The sequence below is a fragment of the Marinobacter mobilis genome (genome assembly GCF_900106945.1).
In the GTDB taxonomy this organism is placed as follows: domain Bacteria; phylum Pseudomonadota; class Gammaproteobacteria; order Pseudomonadales; family Oleiphilaceae; genus Marinobacter; species Marinobacter mobilis.
In genome coordinates this window covers 143,732-160,483 of sequence record NZ_FNNE01000007.1, presented here as the reverse complement: position 1 = coordinate 160,483, position 16,752 = coordinate 143,732, and the positions used below count along the sequence as shown (strand labels likewise).

The window sequence follows — 16,752 nt, the reverse complement described above, 5'->3', positions numbered from 1 at the left end:
ATCCGTCTTTCGGCCGGTTCAGATGGCCGCCATCTGCAGGTGGGTCTGCTTGAGAGCTTGCTGGATGGCCTCGGGAGGTCGGGGTGGGCCATAGAAAAAGCCCTGAACCTGATGACAACCGAGTTTGCGAAGGTAGTGAAGCTGGGCGTCGGTCTCCACCCCTTCGGCGACAATGTCCAGTTTCAGGCCGTGGGCCATGGCGACGATGGCGTTTACGATGCAGGCTCCGTCGTCTCCGTTGCGAATGTCGCGAACAAACGACTGGTCCACCTTGAGGGTGTGAATTGGTAAGCGGTGCAGGTAATTCAGAGACGAATAGCCGGTACCAAAATCATCGATGGCAATGCGGACACCATGATCCGCCAGCTCGCGGAGTTTCTGGCTGATCTGATCGAGGTCGTTCATGATGACGTTTTCGGTGATCTCGATCTCCAGGTTTCCGGCGGGAAAATCGCAGGCCTGCAACTGCTGGATCAGGGTTTCCACAAACCGGGGATGCTCAACCTGGGACGGGGACAGGTTAACCGCCAGTCGCAAATCCTTGTGACCTGCCTTTATCCATTGGCCGACATCCTCACAGGCTTTGGCCATTACCCGTTCACTGAGATCCTCAATCAGCCGGGTTTCTTCCGCCAGAGGCAGGAAGTCACCAGGGTAGAGTAGGCCCCGATCAGGGTGTTGCCAGCGCACCAGGGCTTCAATGCCGACAATCTGCCCGGTCTGGGTACAGACCTGGGGCTGGTAGTAAACTCTGAGCTCATCGCGGTCAAGGGCCAGACGAAGGTCCCGCTCCAGACTCAGCCGGTTGGCGGAATCGATGCTCATGTTGTCACAGAAGAAACGGTAGTCGCCTTTGCCCCTGCCCTTGACGTGGTACATGGCAATGTCGGCGTTCTGGATCAGCTGGTCCATGGACTGGCCGGCTTCAGGGAACACCGCGATGCCGATGCTGATACCGACGAAGACTTCATGTTCGCCGAGCGTGAACGGGGTAGTCAGGGCGTCAATCAGTTTCTGGGCAATGTGTTTGGCGTCATCGTCGCCATGAATGGCCGGCAGCAGCAGGGTGAATTCATCGCCACCAAAACGGGACAGGGTGTCCCCCTTGCGCAGACAACCCTCCAGACGTCGGGTCACCGCCTGCAACAGGCGGTCGCCCATAGCATGCCCAAGGGTGTCATTGACCACCTTGAAACGGTCCAGATCGAGGAACATAACCGCCAGCTTCTGGTTGTTGCGGCGGGCATGGGTTATTGCCAGGTTGAGGCGGTCCTTAAACAGCGCCCGATTGGGCAACCGGGTCAGCAGGTCGTGGTAGGCCTGGAAATTGATGAAAGCCTCGGCTTCCTTACGCTCGGTTACGTCCCGGGCCGTGCCGTAGAATCTTGCCTTCTGGCCAGACATACGGTCGCTGCCATCCTTGATGTGGGGCCACGTATCGGGAGCGATCGGGAAGGCCGTTACCTCAAAGTGGCGGTTGGCCTTGCGACTGCCGCGGGTTTTCATCCGTAGTTCCAGGGTACGGGGATTATCCGACGAGACACTGGTGTCGAGAATGGCGTAGGTGCCGCGAGCCACGTCCTGGTCATCCAGAATGATGCTGAAATGCTGCCCGATCAGTTCAGCGGGCAGATAGCCCAGCAGGGTATTGACCTTGTTGTTGATAAAGCAGATTCGGCCATCCTGGTCGAGCATGAACACGATGTCAGGAGAGCTGTTGACGATATAGCGGTGCAGGGCTTCCGACTTCTTGAGCCGGGTCTGGACATCGGCATGGTCTCGCAGCAGGGATTGCTGGCCAAGCACGTTGCGCACGGTTTCCAGCAGCTCTTCCGGGTCAAACGGCTTCTTGATGTAATCCAGCGCGCCTCGCCGAAGTGCGCGGCTGACGGAGGTAAAGGCGCTCTCGCCACTGACCACGATGACGCCACACTCAGGCCGGGCCGAGGCGGCGTAGGACATGACATCGAACCCATCGATGCCGGGCATTCTCAAGTCCAGCATGGCCAGGTCGAAACTCTGTTCCTTGAGTGTCTGGCAGGCCACGTGTCCTCCCAGGGCTTCGGTGACCTGATAGCCGGCTTGCCGCAGCAGCGTGGCCAGGCTGGTTAACAGGCGCTGATCGTCGTCCACAACAAGAATTTCTGCGGGGCGGCCAGTCGCAGGATGCAGGTGCTGGAGGTCCATGGTCATCGTTGTACGCCCGTGCCTTTTATCAGGTTTGAGTGTCTTTTTGGTTCGCTGTCATGGGGAACAGAATACGGAACAGTGTTCCTGTCTCCCCGGTCTGACAGCTGATGATGCCCTCCATGTCATCAATTAGCTGTTTTACGATGCTCAGACCGAGCCCGCAGTGGCGTGAGCCCTTGCTTGACTGCACAGGTCTGAACAGTTGTTTCTGGACGTCATCCGGCAGGCCGGGTCCGTTGTCCTGAATGGCCAGCTCTACCCATGGGCGGCCATTCTGGAGCACTGGCGCTGAAGTCCGTAAAGTTACCCGCCCTCCTTGCGGCATTGCTTCGACGGCATTCTTGATCAGGTTGATCACCAGTTGCCGTATGGTACCCCGGGTGGCGGCAATCCACGTGGGACTGGCGCACAACTCCAGATCCAGAGTCAGTTTGCTGTCCTTGCACAGGGTCTCTTCAAAGAGCTCGGCCAGTGGCTTCAGCTCTTCGTTCAGTGATTTGAGCGACGGCTCCTCACGGGAATCGACCGCAGACTCGTGACCAATCTGGAGGAGCAGGTTGCCGGCTCGCTCCAGCTCATCACGAATGAGGTCCAGATCGCCCTGAACGTCCTTGTCTTCCATCTTCTGGCGCAACTGGTAAATGTATTGGCGAACGATGGTCAGCGGGTTGCTGACTTCGTGCACCTGACGCCGAAGATCAATCTGTCTGGCGGTCTGTGCGAGTTCGTCACCATGCGCCGGTGTTGATCGCCGCGCGAGGCTGTTCGCCAGTTCACGGGTATACAAGACGGCCAGCTCCGCGGCCGACTCCAGGGTGGTGTTGGAGCCAATCACCATGACGCCGACGACTGCGCCGTCTGTATGCACCGGTATGGCGTATAGAGAGCGTGTGCCCAGCAGGTTGAGCAATTGTCGGTCGAGCACGGTGGGCGGGGTGTCGCCCGCCAGGACCGGATCGGTGCTGGCCAGTGCTTTGGTCAACACGCTGTTGGCCGGGCTGGCCGCGACCACCATGGACGGCCGTTCGCCATGGCTGCAGGCCAGTAACGTCAAACCCTCAGGGCCGCATCCAAAGCTCAGGCAGGGCATGCCGGTGAGCAGTGTCAGGCTGGCGACTCCATGGCTGAGTGCTGTCTTTATATCGGCGTGGTCTGAGAGCGATAACGCTTCACTGGTCAGTGCCCGGCTGACCAGCGTGTGACGCAGTACCTGTTGTGCCGGGGCTGCGTTGTATTCTTGATCCAGCGGGATGCTGAGCGACCGGGCCAGGGTTTCGACTTCCCTGTCTATGCGGTGCCGGATTTCACGGGTCAGCTCCTCGCTCAGGTCAAAGACCCGCACCGCAGCGGCAATACCAGCCGCATCTGACTGGGCCAGGCGAGAGGCGAGATTGATCAGTTTGACCAGATGGCTGGCATCCTGGATGTCAGCCGGGGGGGCTGCCTGATATCGCATGGCATCGGCAGCAATCGGTCCCAACCGCCACGACAGGGTCAGAGCGGCGCTGATGTCGGCCTGCTGGTCGAGATACTGCTGCCTAAGCGTTTCATCCTCAGTCTTGATGGCGATCAGTTCGCCGATATTGTGCAGCATGCCGAGCAGGAAGGCTTCATCGGGGTCAGCGTAGCGAGTCAGAGTCGCCAGCGCGCGGGCGGTAAGGGCCGTCGTCAGGGAATGGCGCCAGAAATCACGTAATTGCCCCCACTGATCGGCCCCGAGATCGAACAGCAGTTGGCGCAGGGCGGCGGTCAGGATCAGAGTGCGGACGCAGTCGGTGCCGAGTCTGAGCAGGGCGTGTTCAATGGACCGGATCTCACCGGGGCGGCCATAGATGGCGGAATTGGCCAAGGCAAGCACGCGCACCATCAGACCCGTATCAGACGACACGATTTCACCGATCTGGCGATAGCTCTCGTCTTTGCGACAGGCTTCCAGCGCTCTTAACGTCACCTCCGGAAGACTGGGCAGTTGCAGATCCGGGGATGGAACTTGGTGGTGTCTGGTCACTATAGTCGCAGCCTGGTCATATACATACATCCGAATCGTGGCTGATCTTTTTCTTATGACGGGGTATTCATTTTTGTTATATGTTCACGAGCATAGACAATAAATTACATTTATTAAATATTTATTACCCATATTTCAGGTCCGATTTAGGTTAAATTGTGACCAAAGTATGATTTTGTAACCGTAAAATCTCGTCAATTCTTATCTGATCGGGCCAGTTTGGGCCTGTTCATACCTACCTCCCCCGAATACCTTCACGCTAAACTGTGTGCAAAGTGCATGGTTACGCCTGCACGCGCGGTGAGTGCATGAGCGATGCCTTCACGTTGCGCTGTTACGGACGACGCCTATCCGCCGCATTGAGTCATGATGGATCAACACAGAAACGTCAATCATCAGCGTCCTGAGTCAAAGCACGATTCGGGCCATCGTTCCCGGGCCGGTACCCGGCAGCCCCGTATTCTGGCCATTTCCAGTGGCAAGGGCGGTGTAGGCAAAACGTCGATTTCGCTGAACCTCGCCCTGACGCTTGCCCGGGACGGGTATCGTGTGTTGCTGCTGGATGGGGATACCGATCTGGCCAATGTGAGCATCATGCTGGGCCAGTACCCGGAACGGAATCTCGCCCAGGTGGTCGCAGGGGAGTGTGAGCTGGCGGATGTCATCATGTCAGCACCCCATGGCCTGGATATCGTGCCTGGAGCTTCCGGTGTCCAGGGCTGTATGGATCTGGGCAATGCAGACAGCATGGTGCTGCTTAAGTCGCTGGCGCAACTCGAGCGCCAGTACGATTACGTGCTGATCGATACTGCTGCGGGCCTGCAGCCGGTGGGGCTGCACATGATTGCGGCTGCTGCCATGGCTTGCATCGTGGTGACGCCCGATCCCACCTCCCTCACGGATGCCTTTTCCCTGATCAAGGTCCTGCAGCGTCGGGGGTACCGTCGGACCCCGAGCGTGGTGGTGAATATGGCCCGGGGTGCAAGCCAGGCGCAATCGGTTTTCCAGCGGTTGGACAGCGCGGCCCAGCGTCATCTGGGCACGCGTCTGCATTACCTCGGCGCGGTTTGGCGTGATGAAACCATTCAGCAGTCAATACTTGCTCAGCGCCCGGTGGCGCTGATGCCGGAGTCCGACCCCTCCTGCCGCCAGTTTCATACCCTTGCAGATATGCTCGGTGTTCGGTTTGGCCAGCTACCTCCCCGCAAGGCGGGTATCGCGGCCTATTGGCACCGGGTTTCAATGCGTGCCAGGGCGCAGGTGCCGGACCCCTCTCCGGAATCCGCCTCAACCGGGGAGGATGTCGGCGCGACGTGTCAGGGTCTGGTGCAACAGCTGGGCAAGCTGCTGGCGGCAAACCCGGAGGCGACGATGCTTCGATATGAAGCGTTTAATGCCATTTTTGCACTGTTGGGGCGCACCCTGGATAACGATACCATCGAGATCGTCCAGACGGGTCTGGCCTCGCTGGGGTGGGAATCGCTGTCGCTGCCCCAGCGTGAGCACTTTGCTCGCCATCTGCGACAACTGGCGGATCAGGTTGCAGCAGAACCTCATTCTGCCGCCGTGGACCGGGCGCCGCTTGCCAGTGACCCAGAACCCCGTTACGACCGGGTCAGCTTTGGTGAGCAAAGCAGCCTAATCAAAGCGTTACGGGATCAGCCTGACGATATACCCCTCGATGAATTTCTTCGCCGACTGGCATCGGACCGCAGTCCGCGTTAGCCGCGCTCCGGGTCGTTCCGGACCCAATTCTCTTTGTAAAAAATTTAATTGTTTTTGTGACATTTCTTTGCTGCATGTCACCGACTTGTCATGCACACTGTGCAAATATTGGCCCCATATGACCTGCTGGCCTGGTAAATGCAGTGTGGTTTTTAACCGCGTTTTGCGGCCTGAGTGTCTTCGGCCGGGGAGGTCCCCAGGGAATGCCGAGCCTCTTACAACGATTGATCACAGATATGCCATATAGAGAAGGAGTTCCACGCGATGACAAAGCATCAGATAGAGTTTGGTGAGTCGCAGTCCAGGGTGACTGCAGAACTTGGCGGCAAGCGAGTCTTGATTACCGGTACCAGCGGATTTCTCGGGAAGGTGGTGGTCGAGAAGCTGATTCGTGCTGTACCGGATATTGGGGGTATTTACCTGCTGATACGGGGAAACAAGCGTCACCCGGAGGCCCGCGAACGGTTCCTGAACGAGATTGCCTGTTCCTCTGTATTTGAACACTTGCGAACGGAGAACGGTGACGCCTTTGACGACTTTCTGGACGCTCGGGTGTTCTGTATCACCGGCGAAGTGACCGAGCCCCGGTTTGGTCTGTCACAGGAAGAGTTCGCTTCTCTGGCCGGCAAGGTGGATGTGGTGATCAACTCTGCGGCCAGCGTCAATTTCCGTGAGGAGCTCGACAAGGCGCTCGCCATTAACACCAAGAGCCTGAACAGTATTGTTGATTTTGCGGTCGCGGCTGGGGATATCCCGGTGATCCAGGTCTCCACCTGCTATGTGAACGGCATGAACTCTGGCATGGCGGAAGAGGCTGTGGTTCAGCCTGCTGGCGCCGCGATCCCTCGCAGCGAGCAGGGCTATTACGAAATCGACGAACTGATTCACCTGCTGGAAGACAAGATCTCGGACGTCCGTTCCCGGTACAGCGGCAAGACCCTCGAAAAGAAACTGGTTGACCTGGGGATTCAGGAAGCCAACCGTTACGGCTGGAGTGACACCTATACCTTTACCAAGTGGCTGGGAGAGCAATTGTTGCTGAAATCCCTGGCTGGAAAGTCACTCACCATACTCCGGCCGTCCATCATCGAAAGCGCACTGCAGGAACCTGCTCCCGGGTGGATTGAAGGCGTCAAGGTCGCCGATGCCATCATTCTTGCCTATGCCCGGGGTAAAGTGACGGTCTTCCCGGGCAAGCGCTCCGGTATTATTGATGTCATCCCGGTCGATCTTGTCGCCAACAGCATCATCCTGTCCATGGCCGAGGCGCTGGCGGTAGCGGGCGAACACCGGATCTATCAGTGCTGCAGTGGCTCACGGAACCCGATCTCCCTCGGTGAGTTCATCGACTATCTGATGGAAGAGGCGCGGGTTAACTACGCGGCCTACGACCAGCTGTTTTATCGTCAGCCCACCAAACCGTTCATTGCCGTCAACCGGACCTTGTTTAACACCATGGTCAAGGGTGCACGTCTGCCGCTCTCGCTGGCGGGGCGCGCCCTGAAGATGATTGGTCATACCCGTGAACTGAAGTTGCTGAAGAATCTGGACACCACACAGTCGTTGGCGACCATTTTCGGCTTCTACACCGCTCCGGATTACATTTTCAGCAATGCTCAGTTGCTGGGGTTGGCAGACCGGATGGGGGCCGCGGATAAGGCGCTGTTCCCGGTTGATTCGGCGCTGGTGGATTGGGAAACCTACCTTCGCAAAATCCATTTGGCAGGGTTGAACCAGTACGCGCTCAAGGAGCGGAAGTTCTACAGCCTGAAATCCCGCCGGGCCCGCAAGGCTGCCTAACGGCTGATTGGCCCCATTTGGCCCCGGTTCGTCCTTTACAGGGATGGGCCGGGGCTGTTTAGTTCATCCCTTCTGATCTTGTCTATGCTTAGCCTGCCCTGGTGTCGGAATTGCTGGTGCAAATCTGTCGACTGTTTGCAAGGCGTCGCGGGAATCGGCCCTGAAGTGTCACGACCTTAGTACGTTCGTCTAATTCATCGGTGAACTGTTCACGTGTTGAACTATAGGGTAACCGTCTTCGTGGCTGTTCAGGCCAGCATAACGATCTGTTTTTACAATATTGACAACGACTTAACAGGCATACAATAAAATAAGGGGAGCAATATGACTGAGAAGCATGTATACCCGGTGAATCCGGAGTTTGCCAAAAAGGCGCTGGTTAACCGGGAACAATACGACGCCATGTACCGTCAGTCAGTCGACGATCCAGACACCTTCTGGGGTGAACACGGTAAAAGGCTGGACTGGATCAAACCGTACAGCAAGGTGAAAGACACCACCTACGATTACAACAACCTGTCCATCAAGTGGTTTGAAGATGGCGTGCTTAACGCGTCCGCCAACTGTCTGGACCGGCACCTGGAAACCCGCGGAGATCAGACCGCCATTATTTTCGAGGGCGATGACCCTTCCGAGTCCCGTCACGTCACTTACCGTGAACTGCATGCAGACACCTGCAAGTTTGCCAATGCCCTGAAGTCTCTGGGCATCAAGAAAGGCGATGTAGTAACCATCTACATGCCGATGATCGTCGAAACGGCTGTGGCCATGCTGGCTTGTGCCCGTATCGGTGCTATCCACTCGGTTGTGTTTGGTGGTTTTTCTCCGGAGGCCTTGGCCGCCCGCATCGAGAATGGCAAATCCCGCTTCGTGATTACTGCAGATGAAGGTCTGCGCGGTGGCCGTAAGATTCCGCTGAAGAAGAACGTTGATGCGGCCATCTCAGGCAGCCAGCTGGACGACGTCGAGAAGGTGGTGGTCGTCAGTCGCACGAACGGCGATGTGCCCTGGAGTGAGGGGCGTGACGTTCGTTATGAGGCGCTTTTGGCAGAGGCTTCTGCAGACTGTGCGCCGGAGCCGATGGGCGCGGAAGATCCGCTGTTCATGCTCTATACCTCTGGCTCCACCGGCGCACCGAAAGGGGTTCTGCATACCACCGGGGGTTACCTGACCTATGCGTCCATGACCCATCAGTATGTGTTTGATTATCAAGAAGGCGATGTTTATTGGTGTACCGCCGACTTCGGCTGGGTGACCGGTCATAGTTACATCCTCTACGGTCCGCTGGCAAATGGCGCCATCACCCTGCTGTTTGAAGGTGTGCCCAACTATCCGGACAGCTCCCGCATGGGGCAGGTGGTCGATAAGCACAAGGTGAATATCCTCTACACCGCGCCTACTGCGATCCGTGCCCTGATGGCGGAAGGTGAGTCCTGCATGGCCGGCACAACCCGTGACAGTTTGCGACTGCTGGGCTCGGTGGGTGAGCCGATCAACCCCGAAGCCTGGGAGTGGTACCACCGGGTCATCGGTAACAACGAGTGCCCGATTGTAGATACCTGGTGGCAGACCGAGACTGGCGGCATCCTGATCAGCCCGCTGCCGGGTGCGTTTGACCTTAAGCCGGGTTCTGCAACTCTGCCGTTCTTCGGTGTTCAGCCCGCGCTGGTCGACAATGATGGCAACATCCTTGACGGTGCAACCGAGGGTAACCTGGTGATTCTGGATAGCTGGCCTGGCCAGATGCGGACCATCTATGGTGACCACGAGCGTTTCATCCAGACCTACTTCAGCACCTATAAAGGTATGTATTTTACCGGTGATGGTGCCCGTCGTGATGAGGACGGCTATTATTGGATTACCGGTCGGGTGGACGACGTTCTGAACGTATCCGGTCACCGCCTTGGCACGGCTGAGGTTGAGAGTGCCCTGGTTGCCCACGAGCTGGTTGCCGAAGCAGCGGTGGTTGGCTATCCCCATGACATCAAGGGGCAGGGCATCTATGTCTATGTCACCCTGGTGCAGGGTGAGACTCCGACTGACGAGTTGAAGAAGGAGCTGGTGCAGTGGGTGCGCAAGGAGATCGGTCCGATTGCCTCGCCGGATGTCATCCAGTGGGCGCCGGGTCTGCCGAAAACCCGTTCGGGCAAGATTATGCGGAGAATTTTGCGTAAAATCGCTGCTAACGAGCACGATCAACTGGGAGATACCTCCACATTGGCTGATCCCAGCGTTGTTGATGAACTCATCAGCCATCGTGCGTTTCAGTAAGGTCTGGTGACGGGCCCAACATCTGTAAGGACTTGTTGAATGACACAACAAATCATCATCGCTGATGACCATCCGCTGTTTCGGGCGGCATTGAAACAGGCGGTCACTCAGGCGGTCTCTGATGTGGAAACGGTAGAAGTTGAAAGCATCAAAGCGCTGCAGGCAGCGGTGGAGTCCCATCCGGACGCGGATCTGGTATTGCTGGATCTGAATATGCCGGGGGCCCATGGATTTTCCGGGCTGGTGTTCATGCGAGGCCAGTATCCGGGATTACCTGTGGTGGTTGTGTCAGGATCCGAGGAGTTACAGGTCATGCGGCGCTCGATCGACTACGGGGCGTCCGGTTTCATCCCGAAATCGGCGCCTCTGCCGACCATTACTGAAGCCATTCAGGCAATTCTTGAAGGCGACGTCTGGTTGCCGCCAGGTGTAGCAGACAAGATTGAGCGCATGCATGCCGACACCACCGATTTCTCCGAGAAGCTGGCGTCCTTGACGCCGCAGCAGTTCCGGGTGCTTGGCATGCTGGCTGAAGGTTTGCTCAACAAGCAGATCGCCTATGATCTGGATGTCTCTGAGGCAACGGTCAAGGCACACATCACTGCGGTTTTCCGCAAGCTGGGGGTTCGTAACCGGACTCAGGCAGTGATTGCCATACAGCAGATGGAGATTGACCCGTCCGATACCTCACTGTCTGGCAGTTGAGCCGGACAAGGAATCCAAGGGCCCCCTCGGGGCCCTTTTTTTGTGCCCGAAAAATGCTCGGAGTACATATAAAGTTTTTATAAAAACACAGGTGTGCGCAAATTTTCCAAAAAATTAATTAAATGTTTATCAGGGGGTATCTGTCGTGTGATTTATTAACCTTATGTTTATAAAGGTTTTAAAAGTTGTTTTTGACGCAGATCAATGAGGTGTCACTAAAAATTTATAAATCTGCCATTGCCTTGTCATCCGCCTTTATGTAAATTCAGCTTACAAATGTACGCTGAAATTTATAGGTGAATGATGAACGCAGCGGTGCAACCTCAGACTCTCAAGAACGGTGGCTTCGGTCAGACCGATGAACGTGAATTGCGCGATCAGATGCGCAAGGAGCTGCCCGCCGATACCTTTAAACCACAGACCTGGCGTGTGATCTGGTTCCTGCCCCTGCAGTTGGTTATCTGGGGAGGCATTGCGACCATCCTGATGGCAGGGCTGCCCTGGTACGCCAATCTGTTGCTGGGCCTGGTGGTGGGACACACCATTGGTTCCCAGGCACTGCTGGCTCACGAGGTGCTGCACGGCGCCCTGGGTATGAGCAAAGGCTGGCAGAATTTCTTTGGCTGGCTGGGCTTCGGTCCGCTGATTGTGCCGCCTGAGTTCTGGCGTCGCTGGCACAACGTGGTGCATCACGGCAACACCAACATCGGTGATATTGATCCCGACAGCTTCGGTACCCTGCGTCGCTACAAAACTGACCCCAAGCAGAAGAAATTTACCAAGCTGGCTCCGGGTTCGCGTACCTGGTACAGCTACCTTTTCCTGACTTACTCCTTCACCATGCATGCGCAACTGGTGCTGCAGGTGCAGGCGCGTCGTCGCAAGCAGTTCAAGGGCTTTGATCGCAAGAAGGCCATCCGTCAGTCCTATGTTTGCGTTGCCTTGTGGGCGGCTCTGGCTATCGTATCCGGACCGTTGGCGCTGTTTACCGTGCTGATTCCGTTTATGGTTGCCAATGCGCTGGGCCAGGGTTACATCCTGACCAACCATTTCCTGCGCCCACAGACCGTCTCCAACAACCCGCTGGATAACTCCATGAGCTTGCGCTCAAACCCGGTTCTGGATCGTCTGCACTATCGTTTCAGCCATCACGTGGAGCATCACTTCTTCCCGAAGATGTCGTCCAACAAGGCGCCGCGGGTACGTCAGTGGCTGGAGGAAAATCACGGTGAGCGGTACATGGCGATGCCACACTCCACCGCCATCAAGTACTTGTACACCACGCCGCGGGTCTACAAATCGGCAACCGAACTGGTGGATCCGATCCATCCGGAGCGGACCTTTGACCTGCTGCCACTGCAAAGTCAGTACGCCGCGAGCAACTACCAGAAGGCCTGATGGGCTGGAGGACAACGAAAAAAGGCACGCCACGCGTGCCTTTTTTCGTTGTTGCAGACTCGTCAGAGGAGGAGCCCGCGGCAGTTCTCGAGCCGCGTACGCTTACTCATCCGCCATGACAAACTCCAGCCGGCCTGGCGCCACACGAATGTCCATCGGTACCAGCCCGAATAGGGCTTGGGTGGGATCGGATTCGTCCAGCCGGTAAACCGGGAAGGTTTCCAGCAACTGAGACAGCGAACGCATGACATTTTCAGTGAGCGGTGTCAGGTCCTGGTTGTAAAGGGATGACTCTACCCGGCTGTCCAGCAATTGAAGCCGACGGATGTAGACGGCCCTGTCTTCATGGTCGTAAACCGGCGAGCCTTCCACTTTCAGGGCAATATTGACGGGCAGCCGCGCCATCAGAATATTCAGGGCGACTTCTCCGCTGACATCGATCACCGCTACGTCGCGGCCATCCGGGCCGAGGGTAATGTCCGCGTCCTTGAGGGCAACACTCAGTGGCGAGCCGGATTGAAGCTGCTGACGATCGAAATCGGCAATGGCGTCCATCAGATGGTTTTCCAGGGTGTTTTCGCTGATGGAATAGGGTGACAGGCCGGCACAGCCAGTGAGGCTGAGTGCCAGTAAAAACATGATGACTGTTCGGTACATAACCGTCTCCTGAGATTGTTTACGGCAGTTTCAGAGTGGACGTCATTGTAGCGGGGTTGGGTGGCGGCAGTGCCATTAATCATCGGTTAATCTGGGCCAGTGCCCGGAGGAATGCTCAGTCATTTTCCCGCCTTACAGTCACATGCAGTTCACGGTTTTCATCAAAGTACGCATCAATGACCATGGGCTGACAGCATATCTGACAGTCTTCGGTGTAGGTCTGCTGCTGTTCGCCGGGATCGACGCTAATGTTAAGGCGCTCCCAGCAATAGGGGCATTGAATAGTGGCATGTTCCAGCGCGTACACAGTGTTCTCCTTTCTCCTCAAAAGCCCTGTTTGGCCATCCAGGGAATGATCCGGCCAAAGGCTTCCTCCAGGTTTTCGCATGAGGTGGAAAAGCTGAAACGCAGAGCGTTGGCGGTGTCTTCGCCAAAGGCATCGCCGGGCACCACGCACACGCCGGTCTCCTTGAGCATGCGCAGGGCCAGGTCAGACCCGTCAACGTGGGCTGGCAGGTTCGGGAAGCTGAAAAAGGCTCCGCCGGGCTTGTACCCGGTCAGGTGTGGGGTCTCATCGATCAGTTTCATGATCAGGTCCCGGCGTTCCCGGTAGATGTTGACCATGTCCCTGACACACTGCTGATTACCCGTCAGTGCGGCCACGCCGGCAAACTGGGCGGGTGTGTTGGCAACCGAGGTAGTGAACATGTGATAGCGCCGCAGGGACTTGATCGCAGCCTGGCTGGAAATGACCCAGCCCACCCTGAGGCCCGCCATGCTGTATGTCTTCGAAAAACTGCTGATGCACATGATGTTGTCGAGATCGACAGCGCAGCTCAGCACACTGGCGTAATCGTCGTCGTCAAAGACCAGATGGTCGTAGACCTCGTCGCTGTAGATCTGGACCCCCCGGTACGCGCACTCTTCCACAATGGTTTCAATGGTGCTGCGGGGGTAGACCGCTCCGGTGGGGTTGTTGGGGGAATTCAGGATCAATGCAAAGGTCCGCGGGCCCATGGCCTTGATGACGTCGTCCGGGTCCAGCTGGTGGTTGTTCTCGGGCCGGGTGGGGATGAACTTGACCTCGCCGCCGTTCATCCGGATCAGCGGGGCGTACAGCAGGAAGGAAGGGTCGGTAATGATGAACTGGCGGCCAGGGGTTGAGGTGGCGGAGATCGCCAGGTACATGGCTTCGGTCGCGCCGCTGGTGATCAGGATGTTGTCGCGGGTGAGTTTGCGGTTGTAGCGCTTGCCATAGTAGTCGCGCAGGGCAACCAGCAGTTCCGGAAGGCCTGCGTCCATGGTATAGCCCGTCTGTCCGGCATTCAGGGCATCGATATAGGCATCAATGATGTGTTTGGGCGTGGGTAGGTCTGGCTGTCCGATGGACAGGTGGATGACGTCTTTCATGGTCGCCGCCAGGTTTACCATGCGCCGGATGCCCGGCACCGGGATTGCCTGCATGGAGGGATGCCAGCGGGCCTTGGATTTGCGGTAGCTGACTTTGCGGGGGGGGGTGCTGCCCTGATCCTTGGCTACCTCGGCCATGGAAGTCCTCCTGTTCGCGTTGGTGTGACCACCATTTCAGCCTAGTAACGATTGTTCAGGGCTACAAGCCGCGGGATTTGACCCGCTCCGGGCAAGGCTCCAGACTGTTAGGGTATTCAGTTGTGTGACGGAGAGTTGGCAATGTCGAGCAGGCGTGCGGTGGTCACTGTATTGACCGCTCCGGGAGACCCGGAACCTCCGGGGACCGATATTCTGCGTACCCGGGCCGAGGTTCGGGTGGCGGTTGACGAAGCGAGCCTGCGGAGTGCGTTGCCCGGCACGGATGTGATGATGGTGACGGACTTTCGCACTGAGGCCCTGGTGGCGGCCTGGCCGGCTGCTGACCGGCTGCAGTGGATTCACGCGACCAGTGCGGGAGTGGATGCCCTGATGTTTCCGGCGCTGGTCGAAAGCGACGTGGTGGTGACCAACGCCCGTGGCATCTTTGACCGGACGATTGCCGAGTATGTGCTTTGCACCCTGTTGATGTTCGCCAAGGATTTTGCGGGCTCGCTCCGCTATCAGCGCGAGCACCGCTGGCAGCACCGTGACAGTGAGCGCCTCGAAGGGCAGCGGGTGTTGGTGGTGGGCGCCGGTTCCATTGGCCGGCAGATCGCCCGCCTGGCGTCGGCGGTCGGGTTGCTGGTTCACGGTGTGGCCCGCAGCGCCCGCCACGATGACCCCGATTTCATCGCTGTTCACCCCCAGGCCGAGTTGATGTCGCAGCTTGCGCTGGCGGACTTTGTGGTGATTGCTGCACCGTTAACGCCACAAACCCAGGGTTTGTTTGGCCGGGAAGCGTTTGCCGCGATGAAGAGCACTGCGCGCCTGATTAATATTGGCCGCGGTCCGATTGTCAGAACGGATGATCTGATCGTGGCGCTGGAGCAGGGGAGCATTGCCGGAGCGGCCCTGGATGTGTTTGAGGAGGAGCCCCTGCCGCAGAAGCATCCGTTGTGGGATATGCCGAATGTGATCATGACGGCCCACATGGCAGGGGACTTTATTGGCTGGCAACGCGCGCTGACCGATCAGTTTCTGGAGAACTTTGATCGCTGGCATCGGGGCGAAGCGCTGTTTAATCCGGTCGATAAGCGACTGGGTTATGCCGGGCGTTGATCTTTTGTCGCCTTCAGAGCTTCCTCAAAAACCCCCAACGCCTCATCAATCTGCGGCTTGTCGACAATCAGCGGCGGCAACCAGCGGACGATCTCCTGATACGGCCCACAGCGCAGCATCAGCAGCCCCCGTTTCTCGCATTCCTTGAGAATGTTGCCCGCACGGGCACCGTCGGGTTCGCCGTTCCTGCGCATTTCAACGCCCTGCATCAAGCCCATGCCGCGGACATCGTCCATTTCCGGGTAGTCTTTCTTCAGCGCATCCAGGCCTCTTCGCAGGTGTTGACCCATTTTTTCAGCATTGGCCACCAGGCTTTCTTCCTCAATCACCTCGATGGTGGCCATGGCCGCCGCTGCGGCCACCGCGTTGCCGCCATAGGTGCCGCCCTGTGAGCCTGGCCAGCCGCGGGCCATCAGATCCTCGGAAGCCGCAAGCGCAGATATCGGAAAACCACTGGCCAGTCCCTTGGCGATCATGATGGCGTCCGGAGTGACACCAAAATGCTCATGGGACCAGAAACGCCCACTGCGCCCGAACCCGGCCTGGACCTCATCGAACACCAGCAGAATGCCGTGTTTGTCGGCACGTTCTCTCAGGCCTTCCATGAATCGCTGGTTGGCGGGGACATAGCCGCCTTCTCCCTGGATCGGTTCCACCAGCATGGCTGCGGTTTCCTGCGGTGAGGAGTAGGTGACAAAGATGCGGTCCAGTTCGCGCAGGCAGAAGTCGGTGGCTTCAGCTTCGCTCCAGCCGTAATGATGGGTGTGGGGGAAGGGAGCGACGACCACACCGCCCATCATCGGGCTGACGCCGGCGCGAAGCCCGACACTGGAGGTGGTCATCGAAAGCGAGCCCATGGTGCGGCCGTGAAAGCCTCCGTGGAACACAATGACATTAGGGCGTCCGGTGGCCTGCCGCACCAGCCGGATAGCGGCCTCGGCCACCTCGGTGCCGGCGTTGGAGAAGAAAAACGCATTCAGGGCACCCGGTGTCAGTTCTCCAAGCTTTTCCGCCAGTTCAGGCAGGCGTGGATTCATCACGGTGGTGGCCTGGGCGTGAATCATGGTGGCGACCTGCTCCTGGGCGGCGGCCACAACCTTGGGGTGGCAATGCCCCGTGCTGGTCACGCCGATGCCGGAGGTGAAGTCGAGATAGCGGTTGCCCTGTGGGTCGATGATGTAAGCGCCTCGGCCTTTAGCGGCCGTGATGCCGGTTGCCTGCTTGAGCAGGGGGGACAGTTTGCCTTTGGGATCAGTCATGGATGAATCTCCCGGAGTGAGTGTATCTACCAGCCTAGTCGTCAGGACGTGGAAATTGAAAGGGTCAGGCAG

The 16,752-nt window shown here is 57.8% G+C and carries 12 protein-coding genes; 6 read left to right on the top strand and 6 right to left on the bottom strand.

The annotated features are described in order from the left end of the window. Positions 1-18: 18 nt before the first annotated feature. Together BLV11_RS12275 and BLV11_RS12270 are read right to left on the bottom strand one after the other, a co-directional pair. Positions 19-2,187: a putative bifunctional diguanylate cyclase/phosphodiesterase gene (locus BLV11_RS12275; protein WP_425433832.1), complete on the bottom strand. Its 2,169-nt coding sequence runs from the start codon at positions 2,185-2,187 to the stop codon at positions 19-21. Positions 2,188-2,215: 28 nt separating this feature from the next. After that, on the bottom strand, positions 2,216-4,198 hold the full coding sequence (locus tag BLV11_RS12270; protein ID WP_245726019.1) for an HDOD domain-containing protein: 1,983 nt from the start codon (positions 4,196-4,198) through the stop codon (positions 2,216-2,218). Positions 4,199-4,564: 366 nt separating this feature from the next. Between BLV11_RS12270 and BLV11_RS12265 the strand changes: the two genes are divergently transcribed. From BLV11_RS12265 to BLV11_RS12245, 5 genes are all read left to right on the top strand, one after another. Beyond that, the gene (locus tag BLV11_RS12265; protein WP_245726018.1) at positions 4,565-5,923 is read left to right on the top strand and encodes a MinD/ParA family protein; all 1,359 of its coding nucleotides are present in this window, start codon (positions 4,565-4,567) and stop codon (positions 5,921-5,923) included. 264 nt (positions 5,924-6,187) lie between these two features. Next, a complete protein-coding gene (locus BLV11_RS12260) occupies positions 6,188-7,723 on the top strand; it encodes a fatty acyl-CoA reductase (RefSeq protein ID WP_091814515.1) in 1,536 nt (511 codons plus the stop codon). 324 nt (positions 7,724-8,047) lie between these two features. After that, the gene (acs, locus tag BLV11_RS12255; protein ID WP_091814512.1) at positions 8,048-9,994 is read left to right on the top strand and encodes an acetate--CoA ligase; all 1,947 of its coding nucleotides are present in this window, start codon (positions 8,048-8,050) and stop codon (positions 9,992-9,994) included. Positions 9,995-10,033: 39 nt separating this feature from the next. Then, positions 10,034-10,699 carry a response regulator gene (locus tag BLV11_RS12250; protein WP_091814508.1) on the top strand — a complete coding sequence of 222 codons (666 nt, stop codon included), beginning with the start codon at positions 10,034-10,036 and terminating at the stop codon, positions 10,697-10,699. Positions 10,700-10,999: 300 nt separating this feature from the next. Next, entirely contained in the window at positions 11,000-12,097 is a 1,098-nt protein-coding gene (locus BLV11_RS12245) for a fatty acid desaturase family protein (RefSeq protein ID WP_245726017.1), read from the top strand. A gap of 102 nt (positions 12,098-12,199) precedes the next feature. Here the strand turns inward: BLV11_RS12245 and BLV11_RS12240 are convergent, their stop codons facing one another. From BLV11_RS12240 to BLV11_RS12230, 3 genes are all read right to left on the bottom strand, one after another. Beyond that, positions 12,200-12,754, bottom strand: coding sequence for a YceB family lipoprotein (locus BLV11_RS12240; protein ID WP_091814505.1), 555 nt, complete (start codon positions 12,752-12,754; stop codon positions 12,200-12,202). 115 nt (positions 12,755-12,869) lie between these two features. Next, on the bottom strand, positions 12,870-13,061 hold the full coding sequence (locus BLV11_RS12235; RefSeq protein WP_175528348.1) for a CPXCG motif-containing cysteine-rich protein: 192 nt from the start codon (positions 13,059-13,061) through the stop codon (positions 12,870-12,872). A 17-nt stretch (positions 13,062-13,078) separates the two neighbouring features. Continuing rightward, positions 13,079-14,302: a pyridoxal phosphate-dependent aminotransferase gene (locus BLV11_RS12230; RefSeq protein WP_091814499.1), complete on the bottom strand. Its 1,224-nt coding sequence runs from the start codon at positions 14,300-14,302 to the stop codon at positions 13,079-13,081. 141 nt (positions 14,303-14,443) lie between these two features. Between BLV11_RS12230 and BLV11_RS12225 the strand changes: the two genes are divergently transcribed. Next, positions 14,444-15,421, top strand: a complete 978-nt coding sequence (locus tag BLV11_RS12225) for a D-2-hydroxyacid dehydrogenase (protein ID WP_091814496.1) — start codon at positions 14,444-14,446, stop codon at positions 15,419-15,421. Here BLV11_RS12225 and BLV11_RS12220 read toward each other — a convergent pair. Next, a complete protein-coding gene (locus BLV11_RS12220) occupies positions 15,406-16,680 on the bottom strand; it encodes an aspartate aminotransferase family protein (RefSeq protein ID WP_091814493.1) in 1,275 nt (424 codons plus the stop codon). The genes BLV11_RS12225 and BLV11_RS12220 overlap by 16 nt on opposite strands. Positions 16,681-16,752 lie beyond the last annotated feature (72 nt).

Excerpts from the sequence above, each read along its gene's own strand:
- acs (WP_091814512.1), top strand. The coding sequence starts at position 8,048 with ATGACTGAGAAGCATGTATACCCGGTGAATCCGGAGTTTGCCAAAAAG.
- BLV11_RS12225 (WP_091814496.1), top strand. The coding sequence starts at position 14,444 with ATGTCGAGCAGGCGTGCGGTGGTCACTGTATTGACCGCTCCGGGAGAC.
- BLV11_RS12240 (WP_091814505.1), bottom strand. The coding sequence starts at position 12,754 with ATGTACCGAACAGTCATCATGTTTTTACTGGCACTCAGCCTCACTGGC.
- BLV11_RS12260 (WP_091814515.1), top strand. The coding sequence starts at position 6,188 with ATGACAAAGCATCAGATAGAGTTTGGTGAGTCGCAGTCCAGGGTGACT.
- BLV11_RS12250 (WP_091814508.1), top strand. The coding sequence starts at position 10,034 with ATGACACAACAAATCATCATCGCTGATGACCATCCGCTGTTTCGGGCG.
- BLV11_RS12220 (WP_091814493.1), bottom strand. The coding sequence starts at position 16,680 with ATGACTGATCCCAAAGGCAAACTGTCCCCCCTGCTCAAGCAGGCAACC.
- BLV11_RS12275 (WP_425433832.1), bottom strand. The coding sequence starts at position 2,187 with ATGGACCTCCAGCACCTGCATCCTGCGACTGGCCGCCCCGCAGAAATT.
- BLV11_RS12245 (WP_245726017.1), top strand. The coding sequence starts at position 11,000 with ATGATGAACGCAGCGGTGCAACCTCAGACTCTCAAGAACGGTGGCTTC.
- BLV11_RS12230 (WP_091814499.1), bottom strand. The coding sequence starts at position 14,302 with ATGGCCGAGGTAGCCAAGGATCAGGGCAGCACCCCCCCCCGCAAAGTC.
- BLV11_RS12265 (WP_245726018.1), top strand. The coding sequence starts at position 4,565 with ATGATGGATCAACACAGAAACGTCAATCATCAGCGTCCTGAGTCAAAG.